Annotated in this window: 18 protein-coding genes and 2 pseudogenes; 3 read left to right on the top strand and 17 right to left on the bottom strand. The window is 40.8% G+C overall.

The window, feature by feature from the left end; translation table 11 throughout:
* Nucleotides 1-16: 16 nt before the first annotated feature.
* The 11 genes from JOD18_RS05585 to JOD18_RS05535 all read right to left on the bottom strand — a co-directional run bounded on the left by JOD18_RS05585 (nucleotide 17) and on the right by JOD18_RS05535 (nucleotide 13950).
* Entirely contained in the window at nucleotides 17-220 is a 204-nt protein-coding gene (locus JOD18_RS05585; RefSeq protein WP_204667960.1) for a helix-turn-helix domain-containing protein, read from the bottom strand.
* 373 nt (nucleotides 221-593) lie between these two features.
* A complete protein-coding gene (rlmD, locus tag JOD18_RS05580; RefSeq protein ID WP_204667959.1) occupies nucleotides 594-1976 on the bottom strand; it encodes a 23S rRNA (uracil(1939)-C(5))-methyltransferase RlmD in 1383 nt (460 codons plus the stop codon).
* Nucleotides 1977-2277: 301 nt separating this feature from the next.
* The gene (locus JOD18_RS05575; protein ID WP_204667958.1) at nucleotides 2278-3204 is read right to left on the bottom strand and encodes a diacylglycerol kinase; all 927 of its coding nucleotides are present in this window, start codon (nucleotides 3202-3204) and stop codon (nucleotides 2278-2280) included.
* A gap of 175 nt (nucleotides 3205-3379) precedes the next feature.
* A complete protein-coding gene (gene gatB, locus JOD18_RS05570) occupies nucleotides 3380-4813 on the bottom strand; it encodes an Asp-tRNA(Asn)/Glu-tRNA(Gln) amidotransferase subunit GatB (protein ID WP_204667957.1) in 1434 nt (477 codons plus the stop codon).
* Entirely contained in the window at nucleotides 4813-6282 is a 1470-nt protein-coding gene (gene gatA / locus JOD18_RS05565) for an Asp-tRNA(Asn)/Glu-tRNA(Gln) amidotransferase subunit GatA (protein ID WP_204667956.1), read from the bottom strand. Before gatA ends, gatB begins: the two co-directional genes overlap by 1 nt.
* A gap of 12 nt (nucleotides 6283-6294) precedes the next feature.
* A complete protein-coding gene (gene gatC, locus JOD18_RS05560) occupies nucleotides 6295-6585 on the bottom strand; it encodes an Asp-tRNA(Asn)/Glu-tRNA(Gln) amidotransferase subunit GatC (RefSeq protein WP_204667955.1) in 291 nt (96 codons plus the stop codon).
* Nucleotides 6586-6888: 303 nt separating this feature from the next.
* The gene (locus JOD18_RS05555) at nucleotides 6889-8040 is read right to left on the bottom strand and encodes a CamS family sex pheromone protein (RefSeq protein WP_204667954.1); all 1152 of its coding nucleotides are present in this window, start codon (nucleotides 8038-8040) and stop codon (nucleotides 6889-6891) included.
* Nucleotides 8037-10055, bottom strand: a complete 2019-nt coding sequence (gene ligA, locus JOD18_RS05550; RefSeq protein ID WP_204667953.1) for an NAD-dependent DNA ligase LigA — start codon at nucleotides 10053-10055, stop codon at nucleotides 8037-8039. Before ligA ends, JOD18_RS05555 begins: the two co-directional genes overlap by 4 nt.
* A gap of 22 nt (nucleotides 10056-10077) precedes the next feature.
* Nucleotides 10078-12315: a DNA helicase PcrA gene (gene pcrA, locus JOD18_RS05545; protein WP_204667952.1), complete on the bottom strand. Its 2238-nt coding sequence runs from the start codon at nucleotides 12313-12315 to the stop codon at nucleotides 10078-10080.
* A 20-nt stretch (nucleotides 12316-12335) separates the two neighbouring features.
* Entirely contained in the window at nucleotides 12336-13016 is a 681-nt protein-coding gene (pcrB, locus tag JOD18_RS05540) for a heptaprenylglyceryl phosphate synthase (RefSeq protein WP_204667951.1), read from the bottom strand.
* A 343-nt stretch (nucleotides 13017-13359) separates the two neighbouring features.
* Nucleotides 13360-13950, bottom strand: a complete 591-nt coding sequence (locus tag JOD18_RS05535; protein WP_239587940.1) for a sugar O-acetyltransferase — start codon at nucleotides 13948-13950, stop codon at nucleotides 13360-13362.
* A 244-nt stretch (nucleotides 13951-14194) separates the two neighbouring features.
* Between JOD18_RS05535 and ahpC the strand changes: the two genes are divergently transcribed.
* Together ahpC and ahpF are read left to right on the top strand one after the other, a co-directional pair.
* Complete coding sequence (gene ahpC / locus JOD18_RS05530) at nucleotides 14195-14758, top strand: alkyl hydroperoxide reductase subunit C (RefSeq protein ID WP_204667950.1); 564 nt, start codon at nucleotides 14195-14197, stop codon at nucleotides 14756-14758.
* A 61-nt stretch (nucleotides 14759-14819) separates the two neighbouring features.
* Complete coding sequence (ahpF, locus tag JOD18_RS05525) at nucleotides 14820-16349, top strand: alkyl hydroperoxide reductase subunit F (RefSeq protein WP_204667949.1); 1530 nt, start codon at nucleotides 14820-14822, stop codon at nucleotides 16347-16349.
* Between the two features lie 282 nt (nucleotides 16350-16631).
* Here the strand turns inward: ahpF and JOD18_RS05520 are convergent, their stop codons facing one another.
* The 5 genes from JOD18_RS05520 to JOD18_RS05500 form a co-directional block, all read right to left on the bottom strand.
* On the bottom strand, nucleotides 16632-17861 hold the full coding sequence (locus JOD18_RS05520) for an MFS transporter (RefSeq protein WP_204667948.1): 1230 nt from the start codon (nucleotides 17859-17861) through the stop codon (nucleotides 16632-16634).
* 185 nt (nucleotides 17862-18046) lie between these two features.
* On the bottom strand, nucleotides 18047-19030 hold the full coding sequence (locus JOD18_RS05515) for a Gfo/Idh/MocA family protein (RefSeq protein ID WP_204667947.1): 984 nt from the start codon (nucleotides 19028-19030) through the stop codon (nucleotides 18047-18049).
* A gap of 58 nt (nucleotides 19031-19088) precedes the next feature.
* Nucleotides 19089-19382 (bottom strand): YerC/YecD family TrpR-related protein, encoded by a 294-nt coding sequence (locus JOD18_RS05510; protein ID WP_204667946.1) that lies wholly within the window; start codon nucleotides 19380-19382, stop codon nucleotides 19089-19091.
* Between the two features lie 137 nt (nucleotides 19383-19519).
* Nucleotides 19520-20560, bottom strand: a complete 1041-nt coding sequence (locus JOD18_RS05505; protein WP_204667945.1) for a DUF3048 domain-containing protein — start codon at nucleotides 20558-20560, stop codon at nucleotides 19520-19522.
* A 177-nt stretch (nucleotides 20561-20737) separates the two neighbouring features.
* A complete protein-coding gene (locus JOD18_RS05500) occupies nucleotides 20738-22480 on the bottom strand; it encodes an adenine deaminase C-terminal domain-containing protein (RefSeq protein WP_204667944.1) in 1743 nt (580 codons plus the stop codon).
* A 455-nt stretch (nucleotides 22481-22935) separates the two neighbouring features.
* On the opposite strand from JOD18_RS05500, the pseudogene JOD18_RS05495 reads away from it, so the two are divergent.
* Nucleotides 22936-23810 (top strand): annotated as a pseudogene (locus tag JOD18_RS05495) (helix-turn-helix transcriptional regulator).
* 368 nt (nucleotides 23811-24178) lie between these two features.
* Here JOD18_RS05495 and JOD18_RS05490 read toward each other — a convergent pair.
* Nucleotides 24179-24805, bottom strand: a pseudogene (locus JOD18_RS05490) (superoxide dismutase); the annotation flags it as partial.
* Between the last annotated feature and the right edge of the window lie 242 nt (nucleotides 24806-25047).

Raw genomic sequence — 25047 nt, 5'->3', positions numbered from 1 at the left:
TTAAAATTTTAAGGAGTTATTTCTTATCAATTTCTACTATATCTCCTATATTACAATCTAGCTTTTTACAGATTCTCTCTAATATCTCTAATGATACATATTCATTTTTATTCATTTTAGAAAATGTGCTAGCTGCAATTCCACATTCTTTTCTTACTTGTGCCTTAGTCATATCTTTATCAATTATTAATTTCCAAAGCCTTTTATAGGATACCCCCATCTTTGCACCTCCGCTTTTATAGAAAATTATATAATCATTGAGTAATATAGCACAAAAACTATCAGATTTCAAAAGTTTTTTCGGGAACTCATTCATTTTTTCGAATATGTACTATTCACCAAATAATAAATAGGCTTTTTCATTAGAATTTACAAACTATTATTTTCTTCACTAATACTTGTAAACTATAATACTCTAATCAAATAAAATATCAGTCTTGTCAACTCCCCTAAGCAAAAGTCGTTCAATCAACTCAACCCTATTTCCAGGCCATTTTCACACCTTTTTCTCGCTGAATAAAAATAAGATTTCCCAGGATTAGTAACTTCCTAAATCACTGGAAAACCTTATTATATCAACGATTTAACTACACTTATTCATCTATCCTTGACATCAATGCTACGCACTCAACATGTGTGGTCTGCGGAAACATATCCACTGGCTGTACTTCCTTCGTCTGATAACCGCCATCTTCTAGAATACGCAAATCACGGGCTAAGGTAGATGGATTACAGGAAACATAGACAATTCGCTCTGGTTTCATGTCCAACATGGCTTTCAATAATGCTTCATCACAGCCTTTTCTAGGTGGATCGACGACAATCACATCAGGTTTTAAACCTTGGGCCTGCCACCATGGCATTACTTTTTCTGCTTGCCCAACGAAGAATTCGGCATTATCGATATGGTTGAGTCTGGCATTGGCCTTGGCGTCGGCAATGGCCTCTGGGACGATCTCCACACCATACACTTTCTTCGCTTGCTGTGCTAAAAATAAAGAGATGGTTCCAATCCCGCAATAAGCGTCAATAACGGTTTCATTGCCTGTTAAATTGGCATATTCCAAGGCCTTATCATAGAGTTTCTTCGTCTGAACGGGATTGACTTGAAAAAAGGATTTGGCAGAGATGGCGAACCGAATACCGCCAATTTCGTCATAAATATACTCTTCTCCCCATAATACGTTAGTTTTCTTGCCTAAAATAACATTTGTGCGTTCAGAATTGACATTATGAACAATTGATTTTACATCTGGGTAGTTCTCAGCAATTTCTTTTACCAACTTATCTAATCCATGTACTTTATTTGGTTTTGTAACTAGTACGACCATCATTTGCTTAGTTACTTGACCTGAGCGAACCATAATGTGCCTTAATACACCACGATGCTGCTTTTCGTCATATGCTGGTATACCAAGTCGATTGGCAATCTCACGGATAGCATCGATCATATGATCGTTTCTTTCATCCGTGATGATACAGCGCTCCATATCATCGATAATGTCATGACTTTTCTTACGATAAAAACCAGTGATTAATTCACCATGTTTCATCCCAACTGGAATTTGGACTTTGTTTCGATATCGCCATGGTTCCTCCATTCCAATCGTTGGATGAATTGGAATTCCTTCGATATGTCCAAACTTTTTTAAGGCGTTTTCGACTTGTGTTCGTTTTCTATCAAGCTGCATTTCATAATCCATGTGCTGCAACTGACAGCCACCACATTTGTAATAAACATTACAAGGCGGATCCACGCGGTGTTTGCTTGGTTGTATCACATCGACTAGTCGTCCAAATCCGAAATTTTTCTTCACTTTGATAACTTTTACGACTGCCTTTTCACCCGGCAAACCATAGGGAACAAATAGCGGGTAACCGTTAATCTTGCCAACACCGTCACCTTCATGGGTAATATCTTCAAAGGTCACTTCTACGGTTTGGTTCTTTTGTACAGGCGGGGTTGTTTTTGTCATAATATCTACTTCCTTCTTCTTCAATCATAAGCCGACAACATTTCTTATCAGATACTGTCCAAATTTTATCATAGTTATCTCTAAATAGGAAATACTGTGTCTAATCGCATCATTTCCTGGGAAATAACGACTGGCACTTTTTAATGAATTGTCGCTGGTAAGTCTCTATATGCTCCCAAATTGCTTCTCATCGCTGAGGCAGCAGTTATCGGGAAAAAATAACTTATCGCTGTATTTTATGTGGTAATCCATCAACATTCTGCTTCTATAGAGAAAAAAGTACATCCTGTCGGAATGTACTTTAACCTTCTAGTTCTGCAATCTTTGCTTGTTTTTCAATAAATTCAGAAGATACAAAAAATTCGATATGCTGATAGAGGTTTTCAAATTCTCCTGGCAATAGACCGCCATATTCACCATCCAAATTCAACTGCATTCTTTCTTCTGTTTTCACCTTGATTCGATTGGCTTTGGTGTAAAAGAGATGATCATCTTCTAAGTGGGCTCCTTTTGTTGCGAGACTGGCAATACGCACAAATTCAGCAAGATTTGTTTTGCGAAGAATAACTAAATCGAAATAGCCATCATTCATTTTTGCAGCTGGGGCGATTTTTTCGAAGCCTCCTACAGAGTTACTGTTCGATACGAGGAATAACATAATTTCGTCTTCAAATATATTACCATCATATTCGATTGTTACTTTTATTGGCTTTAGAAACGGAAGCATTTCAATTCCTTTTAAATAATAAGCTAATTGTCCTAACATGGTTTTTAGTTTACTTGGAACTTCATAAGTTAGTTCAGTCAGCTTTCCACCGCCGGCGATATTCATAAAATAATGATCATTCACCTTGCCAATATCCAGCTTCATGGTCCGGTTCTCAATAATGGTGTCCACGGCCTTATGTATATCTCGAGGGATGCACAAGGCGCGCGCGAAATCATTTGTCGTTCCTACTGGAATAATTCCTAGCTTCGGACGATTCGGTTGTTCGGCCATTCCTTGTACTACTTCATTAATGGTTCCATCTCCACCTGCAGCAATAATCAAATCAAATTGCTGTTCTACAGCCTTTTTTGCAGCGTTAGCTCCATCTCCTTCACCTGTTGTAGCATGTGCAGAGGTTTCATAGCCTGCTTCCTCTAACTTGCGAAGGACTTCCGGTAATTCTTTTTTAAAGATTTCGCGTCCTGAGGTCGGGTTGTAGATTATGCGTGCACGCTTCATCTCGTTCTCTCCTTCAACATAAGATCCTACTTCTATCATAATCCATTTTAGGTTAATTGCAACTTTTAGCCTCTTCAACAGCTGTTATTCTGCCCTAATAAAGCCTTCTTAACCGGTGAAAAAGGACTGCACAGATGATTCCACATCACTCTGCACACTCCTTCTTGATTCACCGTTAACGTTTGTCGATTTCTTCTAAGATTATTTTATTTACCATTGGCGGATTGGCTTGACCTTTTGTTGCCTTCATAGTCTGACCCACTAGGAATCCTAGTGCTTTATCCTTACCATTCTTATAGTCAATAATCGATTGTTCATTATCATCAAGAATCTTGCTGATAATTTCTCGCAGCTGGCCTTCATCAGAAATTTGCACAAGACCTTTTTCTTTGACGATCTTATCTGGATCACCGCCGTTTTTAACGAGTTCTGCGAATACTTTCTTGGCCATTTTCGACGAGATTGTACCGTCAGCAATCAGCTGAATCATCTTGGCTAATGCTTCAGGTGTCATCTTCAAGTCTTGAACCTCAATTTGTTCCTTGTTTAAGAAGGCAGATACTTCACCCATTAACCAGTTAGATGCTTGCTTCACATCTGCCCCTGCCGCTACTGCTGCTTCAAAGAAATCAGACATTTCTTTTGTGCTTGTTAATACAGCGGCATCATATACTGGCAGATCAAGCTCCTCTACATAACGCTTGCGGCGCGCATCCGGCAATTCTGGAATCTCCGCACGAATCCGTTCTTTCCAGGCATCATCGATATATAAAGGCACCAGGTCAGGCTCTGGGAAATAACGATAATCATCTGAACCTTCTTTAACACGCATCAGAATCGTTTCTTTTGTTTGCTCATCATAGCGACGCGTTTCCTGAAGGATTTCTCCACCAGCTAATAGTACTTCACGCTGGCGTTTCTCCTCGAATTCGAGCCCCTTCTGTACAAAAGAGAAAGAGTTTAGGTTCTTTAATTCTGTTTTCGTACCAAATTCGGCTTGGCCTACCGGGCGAATCGAAATATTGGCATCACAGCGTAAAGATCCTTCTTCCATCTTACAGTCAGACACACCTGTATATTGAATAATATTTTTCAATTTTTCTAAGTAAGCATAAGCTTCTTCTGGTGTACGAATATCCGGCTCGGAAACAATTTCTACTAATGGTGTTCCTTGACGGTTGTAATCCACTAATGAATAACCATCATCACCGTGTGTTAGTTTACCTGCATCTTCTTCTAAGTGAAGACGTGTAATACCGATTCTTTTCTTTTCACCGTTTACTTCGATTTCAATCCAGCCATGTTCACCGATCGGCTGATCAAATTGTGAGATTTGATAAGCTTTCGGGTTATCTGGATAAAAGTAGTTTTTGCGGTCAAATTTCGTATCCGTAGCAATTTCACAATTTAGTGCCATTGCTGCCTTCATAGCGTAGTTCACAGCTTCTTCATTTAAAACGGGCAATACACCAGGATAACCTAAGTCAATTGGATTGACATTACTGTTAGGTTCGGAACCAAATGCATTAGGTGCAGGACTAAAGATTTTGGAAGCTGTTTTCAGTTCTACGTGAACCTCTAAACCAATTACTGTTTCAAAGTTTGTCATTATTGGCCACCTCCCAAATTTGGACGCTTCGTATGGAAGTCTGTTGCTTGTTCAAATGCATAAGCCGTACGATAAATCATTGCTTCATCAAAGTGTTTTCCGATAATCTGCAAACCAATCGGCAGACCGGCACTAGAGAATCCACAAGGAATAGAGATGCCTGGTAAACCAGCTAAGTTTACTGGTGTTGTTAATACATCATCTGTATACATGGTTAATGGATCATCAATCTTCTCTCCGACTTTATAAGCAGGTGTAGGAGTAGTTGGTCCTATCACCACATCATAATCTGCAAAGATCTTCTCAAAGTCTTCCTTAATTAAAGTACGCACTTTTTGTGCTTTTTTGTAATAAGCATCATAGTAACCAGAGCTTAAGGCAAAAGTTCCTAACATAATACGACGTTTTACTTCATAACCGAATCCTTCTGCACGGGACTCCTTAAACATATCGATCATATCGACACGTTTCTCAGTACGTTTACCGTAACGAATCCCATCAAAACGAGCCAAGTTAGCACTTGCCTCGGAAGAAGCCAGTAAATAGTAAGCAGCTACAGCATACTTAGAATGCGGCAATGATACCTCTTCCCATGTTGCTCCAAGTTCCTCGTATTTTTTCAATGCTGCTAGTACAGCCTCTTTTACTTCTGGATCTACACCTTCAGATAGGTATTCTTTTGGTACAGCAATGCGTAATCCTTTTACATCTTGTTGTAAGGCTTCGCTGTAATTAGGAATCTCTACATTTGCAGACGTAGAATCCATTTGATCATGTCCTACAATTGCTTGTAATAAGTGAGCATTATCCTCTACCGTTCTTGTAATTGGTCCAATCTGGTCTAAAGAGGAAGCAAATGCTACCAAACCAAAACGAGACACAAGGCCATATGTAGGCTTTAGGCCAACTACACCACAAAATGCAGCCGGTTGACGGATTGAACCACCTGTATCAGATCCTAGCGAGAAAAATACTTCCCCAGCCGCTACTGCAGCTGCTGAACCACCACTGGATCCACCCGGAACATAATCGGTATTCCAAGGGTTGCGAGTGTCTGCATAACTGGAATTCTCAGTAGAAGAACCCATGGCGAACTCATCCATATTTAATTTCCCAATCGTTACCGTTTGCTCGTTTTCCAACTTTTGGATAACAGTTGCGTCATACAGCGGATCGGTTAGATTATCAAGGATTTGACTAGCGCAAGTAGTACGCAATCCTTTGGTTACAATATTATCTTTTATCCCTATCGGCATACCGTATAAAATAGAAGCCTCAGCTCCGAGCTTTTCGTCTAATTCCTTTGCTTGTTGTTTAGCTGCTTCTTCATTTAGTGTAATGAATGCTTTAACTTCTCCGTCCACTTCCTTAATGCGGTCATAAGAAGCCTCTACAAGATCACTAACGGTAATTTCTTTGTTATGTAGCTTTTCTTGCAGTTCTTTTAAAGTAAAATCAAAAAGTGACACATAAAACCCTCCTTATTCTAAAATCGATGGCACACGGAATTGACCGTTTGCCTGATCCGGCGCATTCTTCATTGCTTCGTCTTTAGTAATCCATTCTCTTGGTTCATCTTTACGCATCACATTCTTCAAATCTAGTACGTGGGTCGTTGGTTTGACATCTGTCGTATCCAGTTCATTAAGAAGCTCCGCATAGTTAATAATATCGCCTAATTGCTGTGTAAACATTTCTACCTCTTCCTCTGTTACAGCTAGACGCGCTAAATTTGCCACGTGTTTTACTTGTTCTTTTGAGATTTCAGCCACGTGATTCACCTCCATATATATTTGTTTGCTATACACTTTTTGAACATCCTCTTAGAGAAACCCTCAGCTTGTCTTCTATGAAGGACGAGCCTTGGCTTTCTTGTACTATCTAACCAGATACAGTTAAAACCAATCGGCGGCTTCTGTCGATTCGATAGTAAGTAATAAAGTAAGGCCTCATCAGCAGGGCTTTTCTCCCTGCTGATGGTAGCGAAACTTATCAGGGAGTGAACGCCCATGATAAATACGTAACGTCTATTTTACCATTAAACTTGTGATACTAAAACATTTTTGTCAGATTAATTAGCGGTAGATATGCACAAAGCCTTCTTCTTGACCAGCCTCTCTGACAATTAAGGCTTCTTGCCGCTCGCCCGACTTAATATTAATTTCTAACGGGTAATCATTTGGAAAGCCGGATAGCACTAGGCCATATACATATTGTGTGAAACCTATCAGTTCCGCTTTGCCATAAAACGAGACGGGAATTTCTACCGTTAATCGACGTAATTCTCCATCTTGGAAAAAGCCCTTGCCTATCACACTGACATAATTCGGAAAATAAGAAGCGATGTCTGATTCAAAATCCACTAATGTAGCCCATACATCAGGATAGGTTTGTTGTCCATATTCAGAAGGGAATAATACATTCTCTTCATTCACATCTTCCCAATTATCAACCGATGCGCTATCCGCAGGTACATTGGCCACAGATACAAAATGCCCTGGAACTAATGAACTATGAGCAGCCTCTCGATACAATGCCAGTCGAACCGGAACATTAGGGACATCTTCCATCTCACGCAGCCGCTGCACAATTTCATTGGCAATTTGGTTCGCCTCTTGCCTCATCTTTGATTCTGGAATATCTTCATAATAATACGGTCCGCCAATTTCGGTCTGAAAGCGATAGACAGATTTCATCGCAATTGCAATCGAGATACCGGCCAGCTCCACGGAGTCATCGTCTGACTTTCGTAAATAATTTTGTTCTAGGATATGGGAGAGATACCTTGGGTTCTCCTCTTCTGCTTTTTGTGCTGACATGTTTTCATCTATTTCCGGATTTAGGCCTTCCGGGCTTTCGTCTGGATCATATCGGCCGAGCCAGCTGTAGAGGATATCATCCGTTAGATATTGCCCTTCTTGAAAAAAATAATCGCTTGGTTCAAAGACTTCCATCGAATGCCGGCGCAGTCCTTCTTCTAATTCGTCAATATCGACACGATTTGCAATTTGATTTGTGATCACGCCCCGTGCTTGACTTAAATTAGAATCAATTAGCACACGATAGTTCTCATCAGAAACATTATACCTCGGAATGATCGCCGCATCCTCTAAGGACTCATCGATATTCTCGTCAATTATCGCCTCTTCTGGCTGTTCACCAAAATCCGGCGAACAGCCAGCTGCTAGAAGTACAAATGCCATCAGAATTGCTATACGTTTTTTCATGATGTTGTATCCCCCTCTAAAGCAGTCTGAAGCTGTTCTTCCTCCCATACTTCTATCTCCAGTTCTCTGGCTTTGGTTAATTTGGAACCAGCTTCTTCCCCAGCAATGACTAAATCGGTCTTCTTACTGACACTGCCGGTTACCTTGCCGCCTAAAGCCTCAATCTGCTGTTTGGCTTCTTGCCGTGTATATATGGTTAATTTGCCAGTTAATACAACCGTTTTATCCGCAAAGATACTATCTGAGGAGATGTCCGCTAAGTTTGGGCCATTATATTCCATATTTAAGCCTAGCTCTTTTAATTCGGCGAGCAGCTTTTGCACCTTTTCGTCTTCAAAATATTGCACAATCGAATCAGCCATTTTATCACCGATCTCATCAACAGCTATCAAGTCCTCCAAACTGGCCGCCTGAAGCTTCTCCATGGTCCTGAAATGGGCCGCTAGGGTCTTGGCTGCCTTGGAACCCACATAGCGTATACCCAGCCCAAACAACAGTCTTTCCAAAGAATTCTCTTTCGATTTCTCAATTGCTGCCAGTAAATTATCGACTGATTTTTCACCCATTCTTTCTAATTGTAACAGTTTCTCACGTTCTAACCGGTATAAATCAGCAATGGTATGGACATATGATTCACGGTAAAGCTGTTCAATAACCTTTTCTCCTAACCCATCAATATTCATCGCCAGCCTGGAAACGAAATGGATAAGCCCTTCTTGTAATTGAGCCGGGCAATTAGGATTGATACAACGTAACGCTACTTCTCCTTCTATGCGAACAAGTTCATCCTGACAAGAAGGACATTCTTTGGGCATCGAAAAGGCTTCAAGTCCTTCTGGACGCTGGTCAATCACCACTTGTATAACCTCTGGAATAATATCGCCCGCTTTTTTAATTGTGACGGTATCACCAATGCGGATATCCTTTTCTTTAATCAGGTCCTCATTGTGAAGAGACGCGCGCTGTACTATTGTTCCGGCTACCTTTACTGGTTCAAGGATCGCCGTTGGGGTAACCACACCAGTACGTCCCACACTAAGTTCCACATCAATTAACTTGGTAACAGCCTCTTCCGCAGGAAATTTATAGGCAGTTGCCCACCGCGGACTCTTCGCCGTAAAACCGAGTTGTTCCTGCGCCTCTAGGTTATCTACTTTGATTACAATCCCATCGATATCATAGGATAATGCTGCCCGTTTCTCCACCCATTCATGCACAAAATCAAGCACCTCATCGATACCTTGGCATTTACGCCATTCCGGGTTGGTTTTAAAACCAAGTTCTTGTAAATAAGTTAGTCGTTCACTATGACTTTCTAATGTACCAGATTCCCATTCTCCAACAGCATATAAGAAAATATCTAATTGCCGCTGGGCTGCGATTTGTGGATTGAGTTGGCGCAAAGAGCCTGCCGCCGCATTACGCGGATTAGCAAACAGTGCCTCCCCGTTCTGCTCACGCGCCTCATTCAGGCGGGCAAAGGCCTGCTGCGGCATATAGGCCTCTCCACGCACTTCCATCGCCGAATGATCCTTAATCCGCAATGGGATACTCTTAATCGTCTTTAAGTTACTGGTGATATCTTCTCCTGTTTCCCCATCTCCTCGGGTAGCGCCTTGGACAAAGAGTCCATCTTGGTAGCGCAGAGAAATGGCTAGTCCATCTATTTTTAATTCACAAACATAAGTAACGGTTTCTTCGCCTAATCCTTCCCGAACACGGCGGTCAAAATCCTTTACATCCCCCTCATTAAAGGCGTTGGATAAACTCAACATCGGTACTCGGTGAGTGACTTTCTCAAACGCCTCTAATGGCGGTCCGCCGACTCGCTGGGATGGAGAATCAGGCGTAATCAGTTCAGGAAATGCTGTTTCCAGCTCCTTTAATTGTTTCATTTTTTGATCATATTCTGTGTCAGATACGGTTGGATTATCTAACACATGATATTGATAATTATATGTGTTTAATTGTTCTCGCAATACTTGCAGCTGTTCACGTGCCTCTTGTTCATTCATTGAGAAAAAGCACCTCCTTTTTTTACACTTTCGTAATCGGGGCAAACTTGGCCAAGAGTCGCTTTATTCCTATTGGTGCTGGAAAAGCGATATCTAATTCCATGGCATCGTCTGTTCCACCCACTCTTACGATCGTACCTTGTCCCCATTTTTTGTGATTTGCCTTATCGCCAACTTGCCAGCCCTGTTGATCCCCGCCTGTTGTTTGATTCACATTGCGGATTGCTTGACGTTTTGGCCTTGGCTGTTCAAATGGTAAGTCTTGATCCTGGAGCTGGATACGACTCTGCTTTGGCGCAAATGATTCTCTCACCACTTGTTCTTTGCCTTCTATCAATTCATCTGGTATCTCGTCAATAAAACGGCTAATTGGGTTCATATTGGTGCGTCCATACAAAGTACGCATAAAGGCATTAGAAACATGGAGAATCTCCTCTGCACGCGTAATACCTACATAAGCCAGACGACGCTCTTCCTGCATTTGCACCTCATCCATCAAAGAACGACTGTGCGGAAAGATACTTTCTTCCATTCCAATTAAGAATACCACAGGGAACTCCAGTCCTTTGGCAGCATGCAAGGTCATCATTGTTACACTATCTTCTGCGGTTGGATCGTCATTCATTTGGTCAATATCGGAAACTAACGCTAAATCGGTTAAGAAATTAACCAATGTTTTTTCTTCTGCCGTTTCTTCAAAATGCTTCGTAACTGTCTTGAACTCTTCAATATTCTCTAAACGAGTTTGTGCCTCAATGCTTCGCTCATTAAGTAACATTTCTTCATAACCTGTACTGCCAATAACTTCCTCCACCATATCGGTTGCAGTCAAGAACTCTTGCTGCTGTTCCCAATTCTTAATCATCTGGCCAAATTCCATCAAGCCCTTAGCTGCCTTGGCGCTTAGCCCGACAAAATCGACTTCCTGTACAGCCGTATAAAGGGAAATATCATTTAGTTGTGCATAAGCGATTAATTTATCCATGGTGGTCTTTCCAATTCCTCGTTTCGGTACATTGACCACACGAGCAAAACTGATATCATCATCAGGGTTCACAATCAAACGTAAATAGGCTAACAAATCCTTAATTTCCCTGCGGTCGTAGAATTTTGTACCACCTACCATTTGATAAGGGATGGCAGCCTTCATAAAAGTCTCTTCAATCGCACGCGATTGAGCATTAGTGCGGTACAGCACCGCAACATCTTGGTACTTATATTTATCCTTTATTAGGTTTTCAATCCGTTCCGCGACAAACAAACCTTCTTCTTGCTCGTTAGAAGCTCGAAAGTATTGAATTTTGCTTCCTTCATCATTATCTGTCCAAAGCTTTTTTGGCTTGCGTTCGGAATTATGCTTGATTACCTCATTAGCTGCTTGCAAAATCGACTTGGTGGAACGATAATTTTGCTCTAACAAGACGACATATGCACTTGGATAATCTTTCTCAAAGGAGAGAATATTACTAATATCAGCACCGCGCCAAGCATAAATCGATTGATCGGAATCCCCAACCACACATAAATTCTGAAACCGGCTGGCCAATTGTTTAACCAAAAAATATTGAGCATGGTTGGTATCTTGATATTCATCCACATGAATATATTGGAAACGGCGCTGATAATATTCCAATACTTCCGGTACACGCTGGAAAAGATGTATCGTCTGCATAATTAAATCATCAAAATCGAGTGATTGATTTTTGCGAAGTCGCTTCTGATATTCGGTATATACCTCAGATACTTGTCTCTTATAGAAATCATCCACTGATTCTGCGAATTTCTCCGGTGTAACCAATTCATTCTTTGCACTGGAAATGGATCCTAACATCGCTCGAGGATCAAATTTCTTCGCATCTATATTTTTATCTTTTAATATATTTTTTATAACTGTCAGTTGATCAGCACTGTCTAAGATTGTAAAGTTGCTGCTGTAACCGATACGATCAATATCCCTGCGCAAGATACGGACACACATCGAATGGAAAGTTGATATCCACATATAATCCGCTTCAGGACCAACTAAATCAATGACCCGTTCCTTCATTTCACGTGCTGCTTTGTTCGTAAAAGTAATCGCTAGTACTGTTCTTGGCGATACTTCTTTCTCATCTAGCAGGTAGGCAATTCGATGGGTAAGCACTCGTGTCTTTCCACTGCCTGCCCCCGCCATAATTAAGAGCGGACCTTCTGTATGCTTGACAGCCTCTTGTTGTTTATCATTCAGTCCCTTTAACAAGTCGCGCATTGTCCGACTCATTCTAACACCGTCCTTCATTTTTACTTAATTGCTTTTACCGTCGCCAGGGCTTCTTTCGGATTATCGTAAAGAGCATTACCCACGACAATAATATCTGCATAGCGACTCATCGCTTGAGCCTGCTCTTTGGTCTCAATACCTCCGCCATAAATCAGTTTGGTATCCTTCAGCTGCTTACTGATTTTCTCTACTAAATGAATGTTGCCGTATGCGCCGCTATATTCTAAATAGAAGAAAGGCAGATGAAATAAGTGCTCTGCCATTCTTGCATAACCGATTACTTCTTCGGTTGACGGCAGATTACATACGGCATGCTGATAAACTTTGGACGAAGGATTCATAATACAATAGCCTTCTGCAAACATTTCTTTCCAATCTATAATATCACCATACTCGACGACTGCTTGATGCTGAACATCCATCATCCAGTGCTTCTCTTGACTATTCAGCACCATAGGAACGAAATAATAGTCATATCCTGGTGTCACCGACTCAATATTAGAGATTTCCAATATTACAGGAACGGTATAGCGTCGGATCGAGCTGAGCAGCTGTAACACACCATCCAAGGTGACATCATCTGTCCCGCCCACCATAATAGCGTCTGTTCCTGATTCACATATTTTATCAATCATATCCTCAGACAAGTCCTTTGCCGGATCCAGCTTGAAGATATGCTTCCAGTTATCCATGTTATACACGTTATAAAATCCTCCAGTATTCGCGTTTCTCTACCCATTATTTCATTATACCAAAAATCACAGCTAATTTTGAATGATATCTAAGTTAATTTTGTGGAAATATGAAATGATGGAGAATGTTACAGTTGATTCGGGCTCTATATTCCAAATCAACTAGCTATTAGCGATAGATTTAAGCCATTTGGCATTGTATTCAAGCCACTTAGTTGTGCTATTAAGCCACTTGACCTTACTTTTAAGTCACTCGAAAGCATATTCAGGTCACTCAGAGCCTCCTTTAAGTCAATCTCTCTTTATCAGAAAAAAATACGGCTGCACATCTACTGCAAACCGCATTTTCCTATTAATCTTTTGTCCATTTCATATCGGATTCTCTAATTTCGCGTATAACCCGGCAAGGATTACCCGCTGCTACTACATTGGCTGGGATATCTTTTGTCACGACACTGCCTGCACCAACAATCGAATTATCTCCAATTGTCACCCCTTGTGTTACTTGAACATCGCCCCCAAGCCATACTCTATCCCCAATCGTAATTGGCTTGGCATAAACACCGCCATTTATTCGTTCGATTGGATCCTCAGCATGATTAGCCGCATACAATCCTGCTCGCGGTCCAATATATACATCATTACCAATCGAGACTTGATTACAGTCTAATATGATCATATCGTGATTAATGTATACATTACTGCCAATGCTAATATTAAAGCCAAACTCACAACGGAAATTGGATTCGACCAAAACATTGTCTCCCAAATGATCAAATAATTTCTTTAGAATCGTGTAATCATATTCATTGTCATCGTTTACTTTTTTGTTATAACGACGACACGCAGCAATCGCGTCTTTTCTGAGCCGATCGACATCTGGATGGGCATCATCGTACATTTCCCCTGTGTTGACCATTTGTTTTACTTCTTCGATGTTCATCTACAGCCACTCCCAACAACTATGTAATGGTTACAAGTATATAAAGTTCTCTATATACTTGTAAAAGGATATGTTTGTTCACACTTTATTGACAATTGAGAATGATTTCTCCATATGGTTAGTATACTCCTTGACAAATATCTAATTTTTATTAATAATGACTCTAGAGTAATAATTATTTTATTTACTTAAGGTAAGTAAAATAATACTAAAATATAGAAGATCTATAAGGAGGACAATCTACATGTCATTAGTAGGTAAGGAAGTACTACCATTTAGCGCAAGTGCATTTCGTCAAGGAGAATTCGTGGACGTAACAGAGGAAAATTTCAAAGGAAAATGGAGCATCCTTTGCTTCTATCCAGCAGATTTTACTTTTGTTTGCCCAACAGAATTAGAAGATTTACAAAACCAATATGCTGAGTTACAAAAACTTGGAGTAGAAGTTTATTCTGCATCAACAGATACTCACTTCACTCATAAAGCTTGGCATGAAAGCTCTGACGCTATCGGTAAAATTGAATATACAATGATCGGCGACCCATCTCAACAGCTTTCTCGCAACTTCGATGTATTAAGAGAAGAAGCTGGTCTAGCAGACCGTGGGACTTTCATCATCGACCCTGATGGTGTGATCCAAGCAGTTGAAATTAATGCAGAAGGTATCGGCCGTGATGCTAGTACATTAATTAACAAAATCAAAGCAGCTCAATATGTCCGTAACAATCCAGATGAAGTTTGCCCTGCAAAATGGCAAGAAGGCGGCGAAACATTGAGACCAAGCCTTGATTTAGTAGGTAAAATATAAGAAAAGCGTAGCTAGGCTGCTGCTTAGATACTTTCCTACCAACTAAGAAAAGAGGGTCAAAATGCTTGAGCAAGAAATTAAATCACAACTAAATGAATATTTAAAATTACTAGAAAACGACCTTGTACTTAAAGTACAGATCGGTTCTGATAAAGTATCCCAAGAAGTGGACGAGCTAGTAAACGAAATTGCAAGCATGTCTGATCGCATCACCATTGAACCAGGTGATTTTCCTAGAACACCTAGCTTTAGTATTAATCAAAAAGGCAGCGAAGACTCTGGTGTGGTCTTCGCTGGTGTTCCGCTTGGACATGAGTTCACTTCCCTTGTATTAGCTTTATTGCAAGTAAGTGGCCGTCCGCCAAAGACAGATGAGAAAGTTATTGAACAAATCAAGCAATTAGAAGGTCCATTACACTTTGAAACGTATGTCAGCTTATCTTGTCAAAACTGCCCTGACGTAGTCCAGGCACTAAATCTGATGAGTGTGGTAAATCCTGCTATCACTCACACGATGGTTGAAGGCTCTGCCTTTAAAGAAGAAGTAGAGAGCAAAGATGTCATGGCAGTGCCAGCTGTATTCCTAAATGGCGAATCATTTATCAATGGACGTCAAACACTAGAAAGCATCCTAGAGACATTAGGAAGTACAGTTGATATCTCTGAACTTAACGACAAAGAAGCATTTGATGTACTTGTTGTCGGTGGCGGTCCTGCTGGTGCAAGTGCGGCTATTTACGCGGCACGTAAAGGGATTCGTACGGGTATCGTGGCAGAACGCTTCGGCGGTCAAGTGCAAGATACAATGGGTATTGAGAACTTTATTACGACTAAATATACAGAAGGTCCGAAATTAGTAGCTAACTTAGAAGAGCATGTACGTGATTATGATGTAGACATCATGAACTCAATGCGTGCCAAATCATTAGCGAAGAAAGACCTTTTTGAGCTAGAATTAGAGAATGGTGCAACTCTAAAAAGTAAGACAGTTATCGTCTCCACAGGAGCTCGCTGGAGAAATATCGGTGTTCCTGGCGAAGCAGAATTCAAAAATAAAGGTGTAGCATACTGCCCACACTGTGATGGGCCAATCTTTGAAGGTAAAGATGTGGCAGTTGTCGGCGGTGGTAACTCTGGAATTGAAGCAGCAATTGATTTAGCCGGAATTGTCAAGCATGTTACTGTACTTGAATTCCTGCCAGAGCTCAAAGCAGATAAGGTATTACAAGAACGCTTATTCAGCTTACCTAATGTAACAGTTATCACCAATGCACGTACTTCCGAAATCTATGGTTCTGATAAAGTAGAAGGTATTCGCTACGTCGACCGTGAAACAGAAGAAGAGCATACAGTTGAACTTGCGGGTGTATTCATCCAAATCGGGCTTGTACCAAATACGGAATGGCTGGAAGGTACAGTAGACCGCAGCAAGTTCGGTGAAATCCTTGTCGATAAGCGCGGTGCTACGAGTGTGCCTGGTATCTTTGCAGCAGGAGATTGTACAGACAGCGCGTATAAACAAATTATTATTTCCATGGGATCTGGTGCCACTGCCTCATTAGGTGCATTTGATCACTTGATTCGTAATTAGGAACGAAAAGCGCAGAGAGCCCTTTTAAAAACGTAGAGAATGGAGCGTCACAACAGAGATAAAGGAAACACGACGACGGAAGGAGTCGATGTTGACTTATCTTAGGGCGTGACGTGACATCTCTAAAGTTTGGCGCTTGAAGCTGGACATGACTATTCTTGAATAAGAATGAACGCATGAAAGATTATATCCTTTCTGATTTTAGATCAAAAAACGCTTGGCGAGAAAATCCCAAGCGTTTTTTTAATGGTCTAGTAAATTATTATACAGGCTAACTATTATCTAAGCGTGGCTATTTTTGGTATAACGCATATAGTAATGATAGATGAACCATAATAATGAAACGAATAACATGACAAAAGCGGAAAGATAGTAGACGGCAGAAAGCCCTGACCAATCCATGATAAAAAAGGCAACTAACGGACCAATCGCTGCTCCACAGTCTACCACAACGGTATGAAAGGTCATCATCTTCACAGGATTAGTTTGCACAGACGCCTCCGCTGCTAGTGTATCTATAATCGTAATAAACCCTGTTGAAATCAGTTGAAAACACAAGACCACGATTAATAAAATAAACATGGATTCCACACGTCCTATGATAAGAAAAGCCAGACTTCCTAATATCAAGGGCAGGAAAATCACATATTGTTTATATTTGCTTTTATCAACAGCAGCCCCAATCACCGGAGCAAAAAAAGGGTCCCAAGCCCAGCGTACTGCCTGAATAAGACCTGCTAATGTGGCTGCCCCAATTACCGCACCAAATATAGTCCATTCTGTTTGATAAGATTGTTCAATCAAAGGACTGATTGTCGAATTAAAAACTCCCATCGTGATATAACCCATTGTTCCACCAGTAAGGATAATCAACACAATATACGGGTGCCGCATCGTCATCTTGTCTTGTACATGAGATGGCTGGCTTTGATTGGATGGTTCTTCCTCCTTATTGCTGTTACTTTTGGGTATCATAATAAAAACTAATGGAAAAATCAAAAAAGAAGCCAATGCAAAGGTTGTCGTTACAATTGGTATCGATAACTGATCAACTAAGAACCCTCCAGCAAGCATGCCTGCCAACCCGCCTAAGCCCCATAAGCCATTATACATTCCCATCAAACGGCCTCTATTGTTTTCATTAGAAAAGGTAACTACTGTCAACATTCCTCCCAATTTTATAAAAGACCAGGCGATGCCCCAGAGGACTCTCGCAAGTAATAACAGCACAAAACCACTTACCAATCCGTAAGACAATGTACTTATACAAGCACATGCTACGGAAATCAATACACCTGTCCGAATCGAAAACTTGCGGTAAAATAAACCAACTACAGGTGTGATGGGAAGGCGTATCAATCGATTAACAGATAACAATACACCAATCTGCCAAATGGCAGTCAAGCCAAAATCCTCCCAATAAATAGGGAGGACAATAAAAAGCATGGCATCTCCTAAAAGGGTAATTGCTGTGATAAGTGCTATCCCAATAACTCTGTTTTTATTATTCATCTGCTCCACACACTACATATATGTTTGGATTAGCCGCCTCCACATTCACCCCTCCAGTTTATTTTCCGAAGCTATTTTTCGATTGGTTATTTCAACTTTTGCTTTTTCTAACTAAGACCAAAACTATATTTGATTGATACATAAAAAATAAATGTGTCCAAGTCACTTTTCCTACCCAGATAGTGTTACTTATCCGCTGGAAAAACAAGGCCTATTTCTTTTCGTGCTTGATCCAGCACACGCATAGTTGCTAAAGAATCCGACCATGTATTAACTTTATTTTCCATTTCGTTATTTTCGATTGATTCTACAAAAGATTTGGCTTCATAATACATACTGTTAGCTACTTGCTTGGCATCTAGGGATTCTTCTGTTCCATCACGATATACGATCTTGACATCTAACATATCAGAGAATTTGCCGATAATAATCGATCCTTTTTCTCCTTGGATTTCAGAAGGCAATGCCGAGTCGGTCACTTTTGAGTACATCGAAATGCCATGGAATGCCTCATAATCGGCCATGACGGTACCTTGACCATCTACTCCTGATTCTAACATAAACGCCGTCGTTTGAATGGCATTAGGTGCTCCAAACAAGGAAATCATTGGATAAATACAGTAGACGCCAATATCCATTAAAGCTCCATTTGACAATTCCGGTTTGAATGCATTAAGTACAATTCCCTCCTTATATTTGTCATAGCGAGAGGAATACTGACAGAAATTCGCTACATAACGGCGAATAGGTCCTATTTTAGCTAGATTTTCTTTTACTAATTGAAAATTTGGCAAATGGGTGGTTTTCATTGCTTCCATTAACGTTACTTGCTGCTCCTTGGCAACCTTGACCATTGCCTCGGATTCTTGCAAATTAGAGGCAAAAGGTTTTTCCACAATCACATGTTTGCCACCTTTCATACAAGTTATGGCTTGCTCACTATGTAAGGCTGTGGGCGAGGCAATATATACGGCATCAATCTCCGCACTATGAGCAAATTCCTCTAAATCTGTATATGTCCGGTCAATCTGATATTTTGCTGCAAATTCATCAGCCTTTTCCTGGGTGCGTGAATAAACGGCATGCAGCTGAAAATTGCCGATCTCACTCGTTCCATCAATAAAGCGGTCTGTAATCCAATTTGTTCCTATTACTCCAAAGCGAATCATTGTCTGTGTCCCCCTGTATATTATTTTTCATGAAAAAAAGAGGCCTCGCCGCAGGCACTCATTCTTTCTTTAAGCGATCTAGTACAATTCGATAGCCGTCATTCCCATAAGTCAAGCAACGCTTCACTCGTGAGATAGTTGTCGAAGAGGCATTCGAGGCATCGGCAATGGCGGTATATGTGCTGCCTTCGTCCAGCATCTTGGCCACTAACAACCGCTGAGCTAATGATTGCACCTCATTCATTGTAGCAATATCATCAAAAAAACGATAGCATTCCTCACGGTTCTCCAGCGACAAAATGGCATCAAATAATTGATCTAATTGTTCGCCACGCAACTTATCAATTTGCATGGTATGCATCTCCCCTTTTTTATCATGGTACTCATTGTCCTTAAAAGCTTGGAAATAGCAGACACTGTCCCCTGATAAGTTTTGCTAACGATTATGGAAGTCTTCCTTCTTAATAGCTTGTTCCATCATCAGGCAGCTTAAGGTGTCCATTTTACCTGATCAATTCCTTTATCTGTTGGAATAATATTAATCCATGTTTGTCCAGGAATAAATGGAACTGGCTCACCATCCTTCGTTGGAACAATTTTACCATCATTTTGCTCCCATTGCACGTGTTGTACTTTACCTCGCTGTAGCAATAAAGCATCGCCGCCAGATTCTAAGTCTATCTCACGCCTTCCTTCTTTATCCATTACTTGATGCTCTGCTTCCACAAAAAAGACGTTATCTAGTGTAACTGGCTGTTGATCTTCATATTCTACAGTCTGTTCGCCATCACTATAGCGATAGTATTGTTCCAGCTCCGTATCATATTGATAACGAATTTGATTGGTTGAATCATAGGCATAGGAAATCTCGCTTCCATCCTCACCGTTAATACTTCCGCCTCCATATAAGAATGGTAATGACGTATAGTTTGCTTCTAGAGGAAAGCCCTGATCCTCAGCATATTGATAAATACCATCAAACCATACATACGAATTATGTGGTGCCTCACGATCTGTAGAACGCTCAAATAAGACATGGTCATTATCATAGTACATACCATTCAAGCTTTCTGTTGCTTCCGCTTGAATCATATCCTCGATAAAATTAGCTGCACCATGGTAAATATAAATGGCATCATATTTCTGGGCTAAGTCTACATAATAAGGACGCGCACTTCGTACAGGGCCGACCTGCTCCGGTATATCACTCTGATACAGCGCCATAAACCGAGTAATATTACCTTCTGATAGAATTTCAAATATGATATCTGCCTGTGATAAACCTGTTTGTGGTCTTGCGTCTGAATGGTTATTGACCATTACAGCAATCACACGATCGGTTACTTCTGCTTCTGCTTCAACACCTGTCAGTGGATAGGCATATTCCGGCTGATCAATGGTGGGTACTTCTTTTGCAGGCCCGTTGTCTGATTCTGCCGCCGGGTCATTTATCTCTTGATTATCGTTTGGATCTGAGCAAGCTGCCAAGCCAAACATAAGACAGAACAGCAATAAGATACTTTGTTTCATAAATAGCAGCCCCTTTTTTACACTATTAAGTGTGTATTTAAAAGTGTTCGTCTTTTCAAGGAACCAGTGCAGAAATTTTGTATTCCTTCTATTAAATAATGTAAAACGAATATCGACATGTCTTCATACATGTCGATATCCTTATCCATTCTGCCCGTATTCTCTTCGTTTTAAAAGCTAGCGCATAATAGCAGGAAAAATAACTTCTCGCTTCTTCACATCCACAATACCTTTTGGTGTGATACGAACAAACGGTAAATGCATAGATGATAAGAATAATAAACCATATGGCGGGTCTTGATACTGATAGCCATGTTCAATCAGAATCCTTCTTAACTTCTTATCTCCCTCTATTAATGTGCTCATTTCCCCTTGATACATCATTCCTGCGATTTGCAGCGGAAGTTCAAAAATGATTTTTCCGCGATGTACTAATACAATCCCGCCGCCAATTTCTTTCATTCTGGCAAAGGCAAGCATAAGATCGGATTTACTCTTTCCAATTAAGACAATATCCCCTGTCAAGGAATACGAGCTGGCCAAGCCGCCCAATGTTTCTGTAAAACCTTTAATCATCGTGTTGACACGCCATTCACCTTCACGATCCATTAACATTAAGAAGGTTTCATCGGTTCTGTCACTGATTTCTTCTGTATTGGCGTCAATGGAAATTGGGTATGGTTTCATGATTACATCATTAGTCATTTTCAAACCTAACGGCATTGAAAATTGCAAATCACTTTCTTGCAGGTTCCAATCTAATTTCAATTTGGTAAGACCATACTTTTCCCAATTAATGACCTTATGCTGGTTCACTAACTCACCATCTCGTTTCAGCCATTTACCTTTAGCAATCACAGATTCCGGTGTAGCATTGTCAGGTGTGGTCAAAATATTAATATGTGCTGTACGGCCAGGTGCAATACCACCCAATCGCTCTTCCAGATGGAATTGTTCTGCCGCATTATAAGTGCCCATCATATAGGCCTCAATGATTGGAACCCCGCTATCAATAGCAATTTGGATACATTGATTAATTAACCCATTTTCATAAAAAGATGGTGTGGAACCATCAGTGGTCAAGGTTAAGAAATCATAAGAATCTAACCCCATCTCTTGCAGTTCTGTCAGTATCCTCTTCAAATCTGGACGAATTGATGAATTTCGCAATCCGACTCGGTAACCCATCATAATTCGGCGATAAGCCTCTTCTCCTGATAAGGCCTCATGATCAGAACTCACACCTAATAATTTTAATTTTACTAAAGTTTTCTCGGAGGCGCCTGGGAAGTGACCTTCCACAGGCTTACGCAATCGTTTAGCTTCTTGCATCCAATAGAGAATGCGATCATCATCTTTCATCACTTGCGGCCATGCGGTTAATTCGCCGCCTTGAACAACAGCTTCATGCTGTAACCATTCATGGATATCTACATCATTAAAAATCTCTTGTTCTTCATTGATTTCTGACTGTGAATCAAATCGAGCCCACCAGTACATCGAGACGGGTAGTTTCATAAAGTCCTCTATTAATGAGAACGCTTTCTCTCTGCCGATTAAGTATAGCCAAGGTAAGTTGTCATTCATCAGGGTAGTGGTTCCCGTCTGTCCGGCATGCATGGCTAGTTCATACGGATTATACAATTGGAATGGGTGGGCATGTGGTTCAATATAACCCGGAACAATATATTTCCCACTGCAATCTACTACTTCCACACCTGCTAGTGATTTCGGCAAGTTTGCTCCTACGTATACAATTCGGTCTTGGTAAATCCAAATATGAGCCTCTACCCATTTTCTTAAAAATACATTCAAGTAATATGCGTTTTGTAAGATTAAGGTTGGCTTTTCTTTTTCATCTATTACTGCGACTTGGCGGCGAATTTCTTTGTTTCGCCATCTATATAAATGATCCTTCATTGATAAACTCCTTCATTCATGTGATTATACCTTATTTTATCACTTCTTGATAACGTTTGCATTGTGTGCAATTGACAAAAATATGAATCTTTTTTGGGCAATCTGCTATGCTATTTTTATTTTGTGCAATTGAATGAGTGAAATTGGCTGCTGGAATTGCGTGTTCAAAAAGGGCGGTAAAGAGGGCCGGCATCGGTTAAGTTCGCACATCATGAAGCAACACCGATACTAGTACAGCCTGTACGTCTAAAGTTCAGGGCGGCGTTATCTTTGTGTAACGGACTTGCACAAGAAGTGTTGACTTCTGCGCTGTTCACACGATGTGCGCGTTTTTTTCAAAAGTTCTCCAGTTGCCCACTCCGGTTTTTGCTGTGTTATTCTAAAAGCAAAAAACATCAAAACAGAAGAATTATTTTATTATATGATAATAATCAGAACAGGAGGTGAGCCACACCTTGCACACCCACTCTATTAGGCAAACGATTGATTGGATCGAACAAAATTTGCAAACGGAGATAGATATCGAGGATGTAAGGAAGATCAGTCATTTTTCGAAATACCATTTCCATCGTTTGTTTCAGCGGGAAGTTGGTATGTCTGTCAGCCAATATATTCGAATGAGACGAATTGTTCATGCGGCTATCGATTTACTCAATACCTCAAAACGGATTATCGATATTGCTTTTAGCTATCAATTTGAATCACAGGAAGTATTTACGCGAGCATTTAAGAAGATATATCATCTTCCCCAGGACAATATCGTACATTAATGAAAGAACTGAATCAACAAAAGGAGGAATTACAAATGGAAGAAGCAATTAAAGGATGGTTTCTTAGTGGTACTCATCCTCACCTGTATCAAGCAAGTTTGGATGATCAAGAGGTACATCAAGGAAGGCGATCTGCCTGCCTATCTTCCAACAAGGTAGAACAACAAGAGCAATTCGCTACCCTCATGCAGCAGATTCGTGCTGATCACTTTTTAGGAAAACGGATCAAACTCTCTGGATTTGTCAAAACCGAAGGAGTGTCTCCATCTGCTGGCTTATGGATGCGTGTCGACAGTACGCAAGAGAATACCTTGCAATTTGATAATATGCAAGATCGACCTATCATAGGGGATAACCATTGGAATTATTACCATATTGTCTTGGACATCCCCGATAATAGTGCCGCCATTTCCTTTGGACTGCTGTTAATTGGCGGTGGAAAAGTTTGGATCGATGGTTTGAAATTTGAAGAGGTAGATAAGAATACACCTACCACTAATCCAGATAAAGGCTACCATCTGTTAGAAAAACCGACCAACTTAGATTTTGAGGCTGAATAAAAGATTGCAGTGCGTGTTTAAAAGTTCAGTAAAAAGGATCGTCATCGATTAAGTTCGCAACATCGTGTTGCAACACCGATACTAGTACATCCTGTACGTCGGCAGGCTAAAGTCATGACGTCCTGTCATAACGCCTGCACTAGTACGTCCTATACGTCGAAGTTCAAGACGGTGCTGCTTAGAGTAACAGACTTGCACAGGATGTGTTGACTTCTGCGTTGTCCACACGATGTGGACGATCTTAGTAGAAGTTCCTCTACCGCCAACTCCGACATTCACCGTATCATTTTTTTATCGAGCTTTGTGAATGACCTCTTGTAACACCCTTTTGGACAATGATATCCAAAAGGGTGTTTTATCCTGCTGCTTTAATAAGGCGGCCATCGTAAGTGTTTCGCTGCATTAAATCGTTTTTCCACTTCTGGCCAATTGACAATGTTCCACCAATTATCGATATACTTTTTCCGTTCATTTTTGTATCGGAGATAATAGGCATGTTCCCAGACGTCCAGTACAAGTAATGGCACCACATCCCATTGGCTTAGGTTTTGATGTTTTTCTGCTTGAAGGATTTCCAAACGCCTGGCACGCGGAGACCAAACCAGAATGGCCCAGCCGCCTCCTTCTACAGCATTGGCCGCCTCTGAAAAATGCTTCTTAAATTGAGCAAAGCTGCCGAAGGATTGATTGATCTCACGCAGCAGATCGCCAGACGGCTGACCGCCTCCTTGTGGACTCATAATGTTCCAGAAAATCGTGTGCAGATAATGCCCGGCTCCATTAAAGGCAGCCTCTCTTTCCCAATGCTTGATTAGCTCAAAATTATTGGTCGCGCGCGCCTTCTGCATTTCCTTTTCCGCCTTATTTAACCCTTCAACATAGCTTCGATGATGCTTATCATGATGAAGCCGCATCGTTTCTTGATCGATATAAGGCTCTAAGGCATTATATCGATACGGCAGAGGAGGCAATGTATGACCGCCAATTGGCACTACTTCAAGTTGGTTCGTCATTCGTTGATCTTCTCCCTGGTGCAGTGCTGCCAAATAGTCGTTTAGCTGTAGATATAATTCATTAGCTCTCTGGTACGCCTCCCATTCCTGCAAAAATGTCTGATCTGAAAGCTCTTCTTGCAGCTGCGTTATATTTGCTTCCCATTCTTGTAACGCATGTTCCTCTACCTTTTCTCGAAATAAGGGGATAGATTCTTGATAAACGGTAAACACCTCTTCACACC

This window comes from Gracilibacillus alcaliphilus (assembly GCF_016909015.1).
Lineage (GTDB): Bacteria > Bacillota > Bacilli > Bacillales > Amphibacillaceae > Gracilibacillus > Gracilibacillus alcaliphilus.
This window is presented reverse-complemented; position numbering and strand designations above follow the sequence as displayed.

What these genes read in the sequence shown, in the direction of transcription:
- JOD18_RS05585 (WP_204667960.1), bottom strand. Translation starts at nt 220, where the DNA reads ATGGGGGTATCCTATAAAAGGCTTTGGAAATTAATAATTGATAAAGAT.
- rlmD (WP_204667959.1), bottom strand. Translation starts at nt 1,976, where the DNA reads ATGACAAAAACAACCCCGCCTGTACAAAAGAACCAAACCGTAGAAGTG.
- JOD18_RS05575 (WP_204667958.1), bottom strand. Translation starts at nt 3,204, where the DNA reads ATGAAGCGTGCACGCATAATCTACAACCCGACCTCAGGACGCGAAATC.
- gatB (WP_204667957.1), bottom strand. Translation starts at nt 4,813, where the DNA reads ATGACAAACTTTGAAACAGTAATTGGTTTAGAGGTTCACGTAGAACTG.
- JOD18_RS05555 (WP_204667954.1), bottom strand. Translation starts at nt 8,040, where the DNA reads ATGAAAAAACGTATAGCAATTCTGATGGCATTTGTACTTCTAGCAGCT.
- ligA (WP_204667953.1), bottom strand. Translation starts at nt 10,055, where the DNA reads ATGAATGAACAAGAGGCACGTGAACAGCTGCAAGTATTGCGAGAACAA.
- pcrA (WP_204667952.1), bottom strand. Translation starts at nt 12,315, where the DNA reads ATGAGTCGGACAATGCGCGACTTGTTAAAGGGACTGAATGATAAACAA.
- JOD18_RS05535 (WP_239587940.1), bottom strand. Translation starts at nt 13,950, where the DNA reads ATGAACATCGAAGAAGTAAAACAAATGGTCAACACAGGGGAAATGTAC.
- ahpC (WP_204667950.1), top strand. Translation starts at nt 14,195, where the DNA reads ATGTCATTAGTAGGTAAGGAAGTACTACCATTTAGCGCAAGTGCATTT.
- ahpF (WP_204667949.1), top strand. Translation starts at nt 14,820, where the DNA reads ATGCTTGAGCAAGAAATTAAATCACAACTAAATGAATATTTAAAATTA.
- JOD18_RS05520 (WP_204667948.1), bottom strand. Translation starts at nt 17,861, where the DNA reads ATGAATAATAAAAACAGAGTTATTGGGATAGCACTTATCACAGCAATT.
- JOD18_RS05515 (WP_204667947.1), bottom strand. Translation starts at nt 19,030, where the DNA reads ATGATTCGCTTTGGAGTAATAGGAACAAATTGGATTACAGACCGCTTT.
- JOD18_RS05510 (WP_204667946.1), bottom strand. Translation starts at nt 19,382, where the DNA reads ATGCAAATTGATAAGTTGCGTGGCGAACAATTAGATCAATTATTTGAT.
- JOD18_RS05505 (WP_204667945.1), bottom strand. Translation starts at nt 20,560, where the DNA reads ATGAAACAAAGTATCTTATTGCTGTTCTGTCTTATGTTTGGCTTGGCA.
- JOD18_RS05500 (WP_204667944.1), bottom strand. Translation starts at nt 22,480, where the DNA reads ATGAAGGATCATTTATATAGATGGCGAAACAAAGAAATTCGCCGCCAA.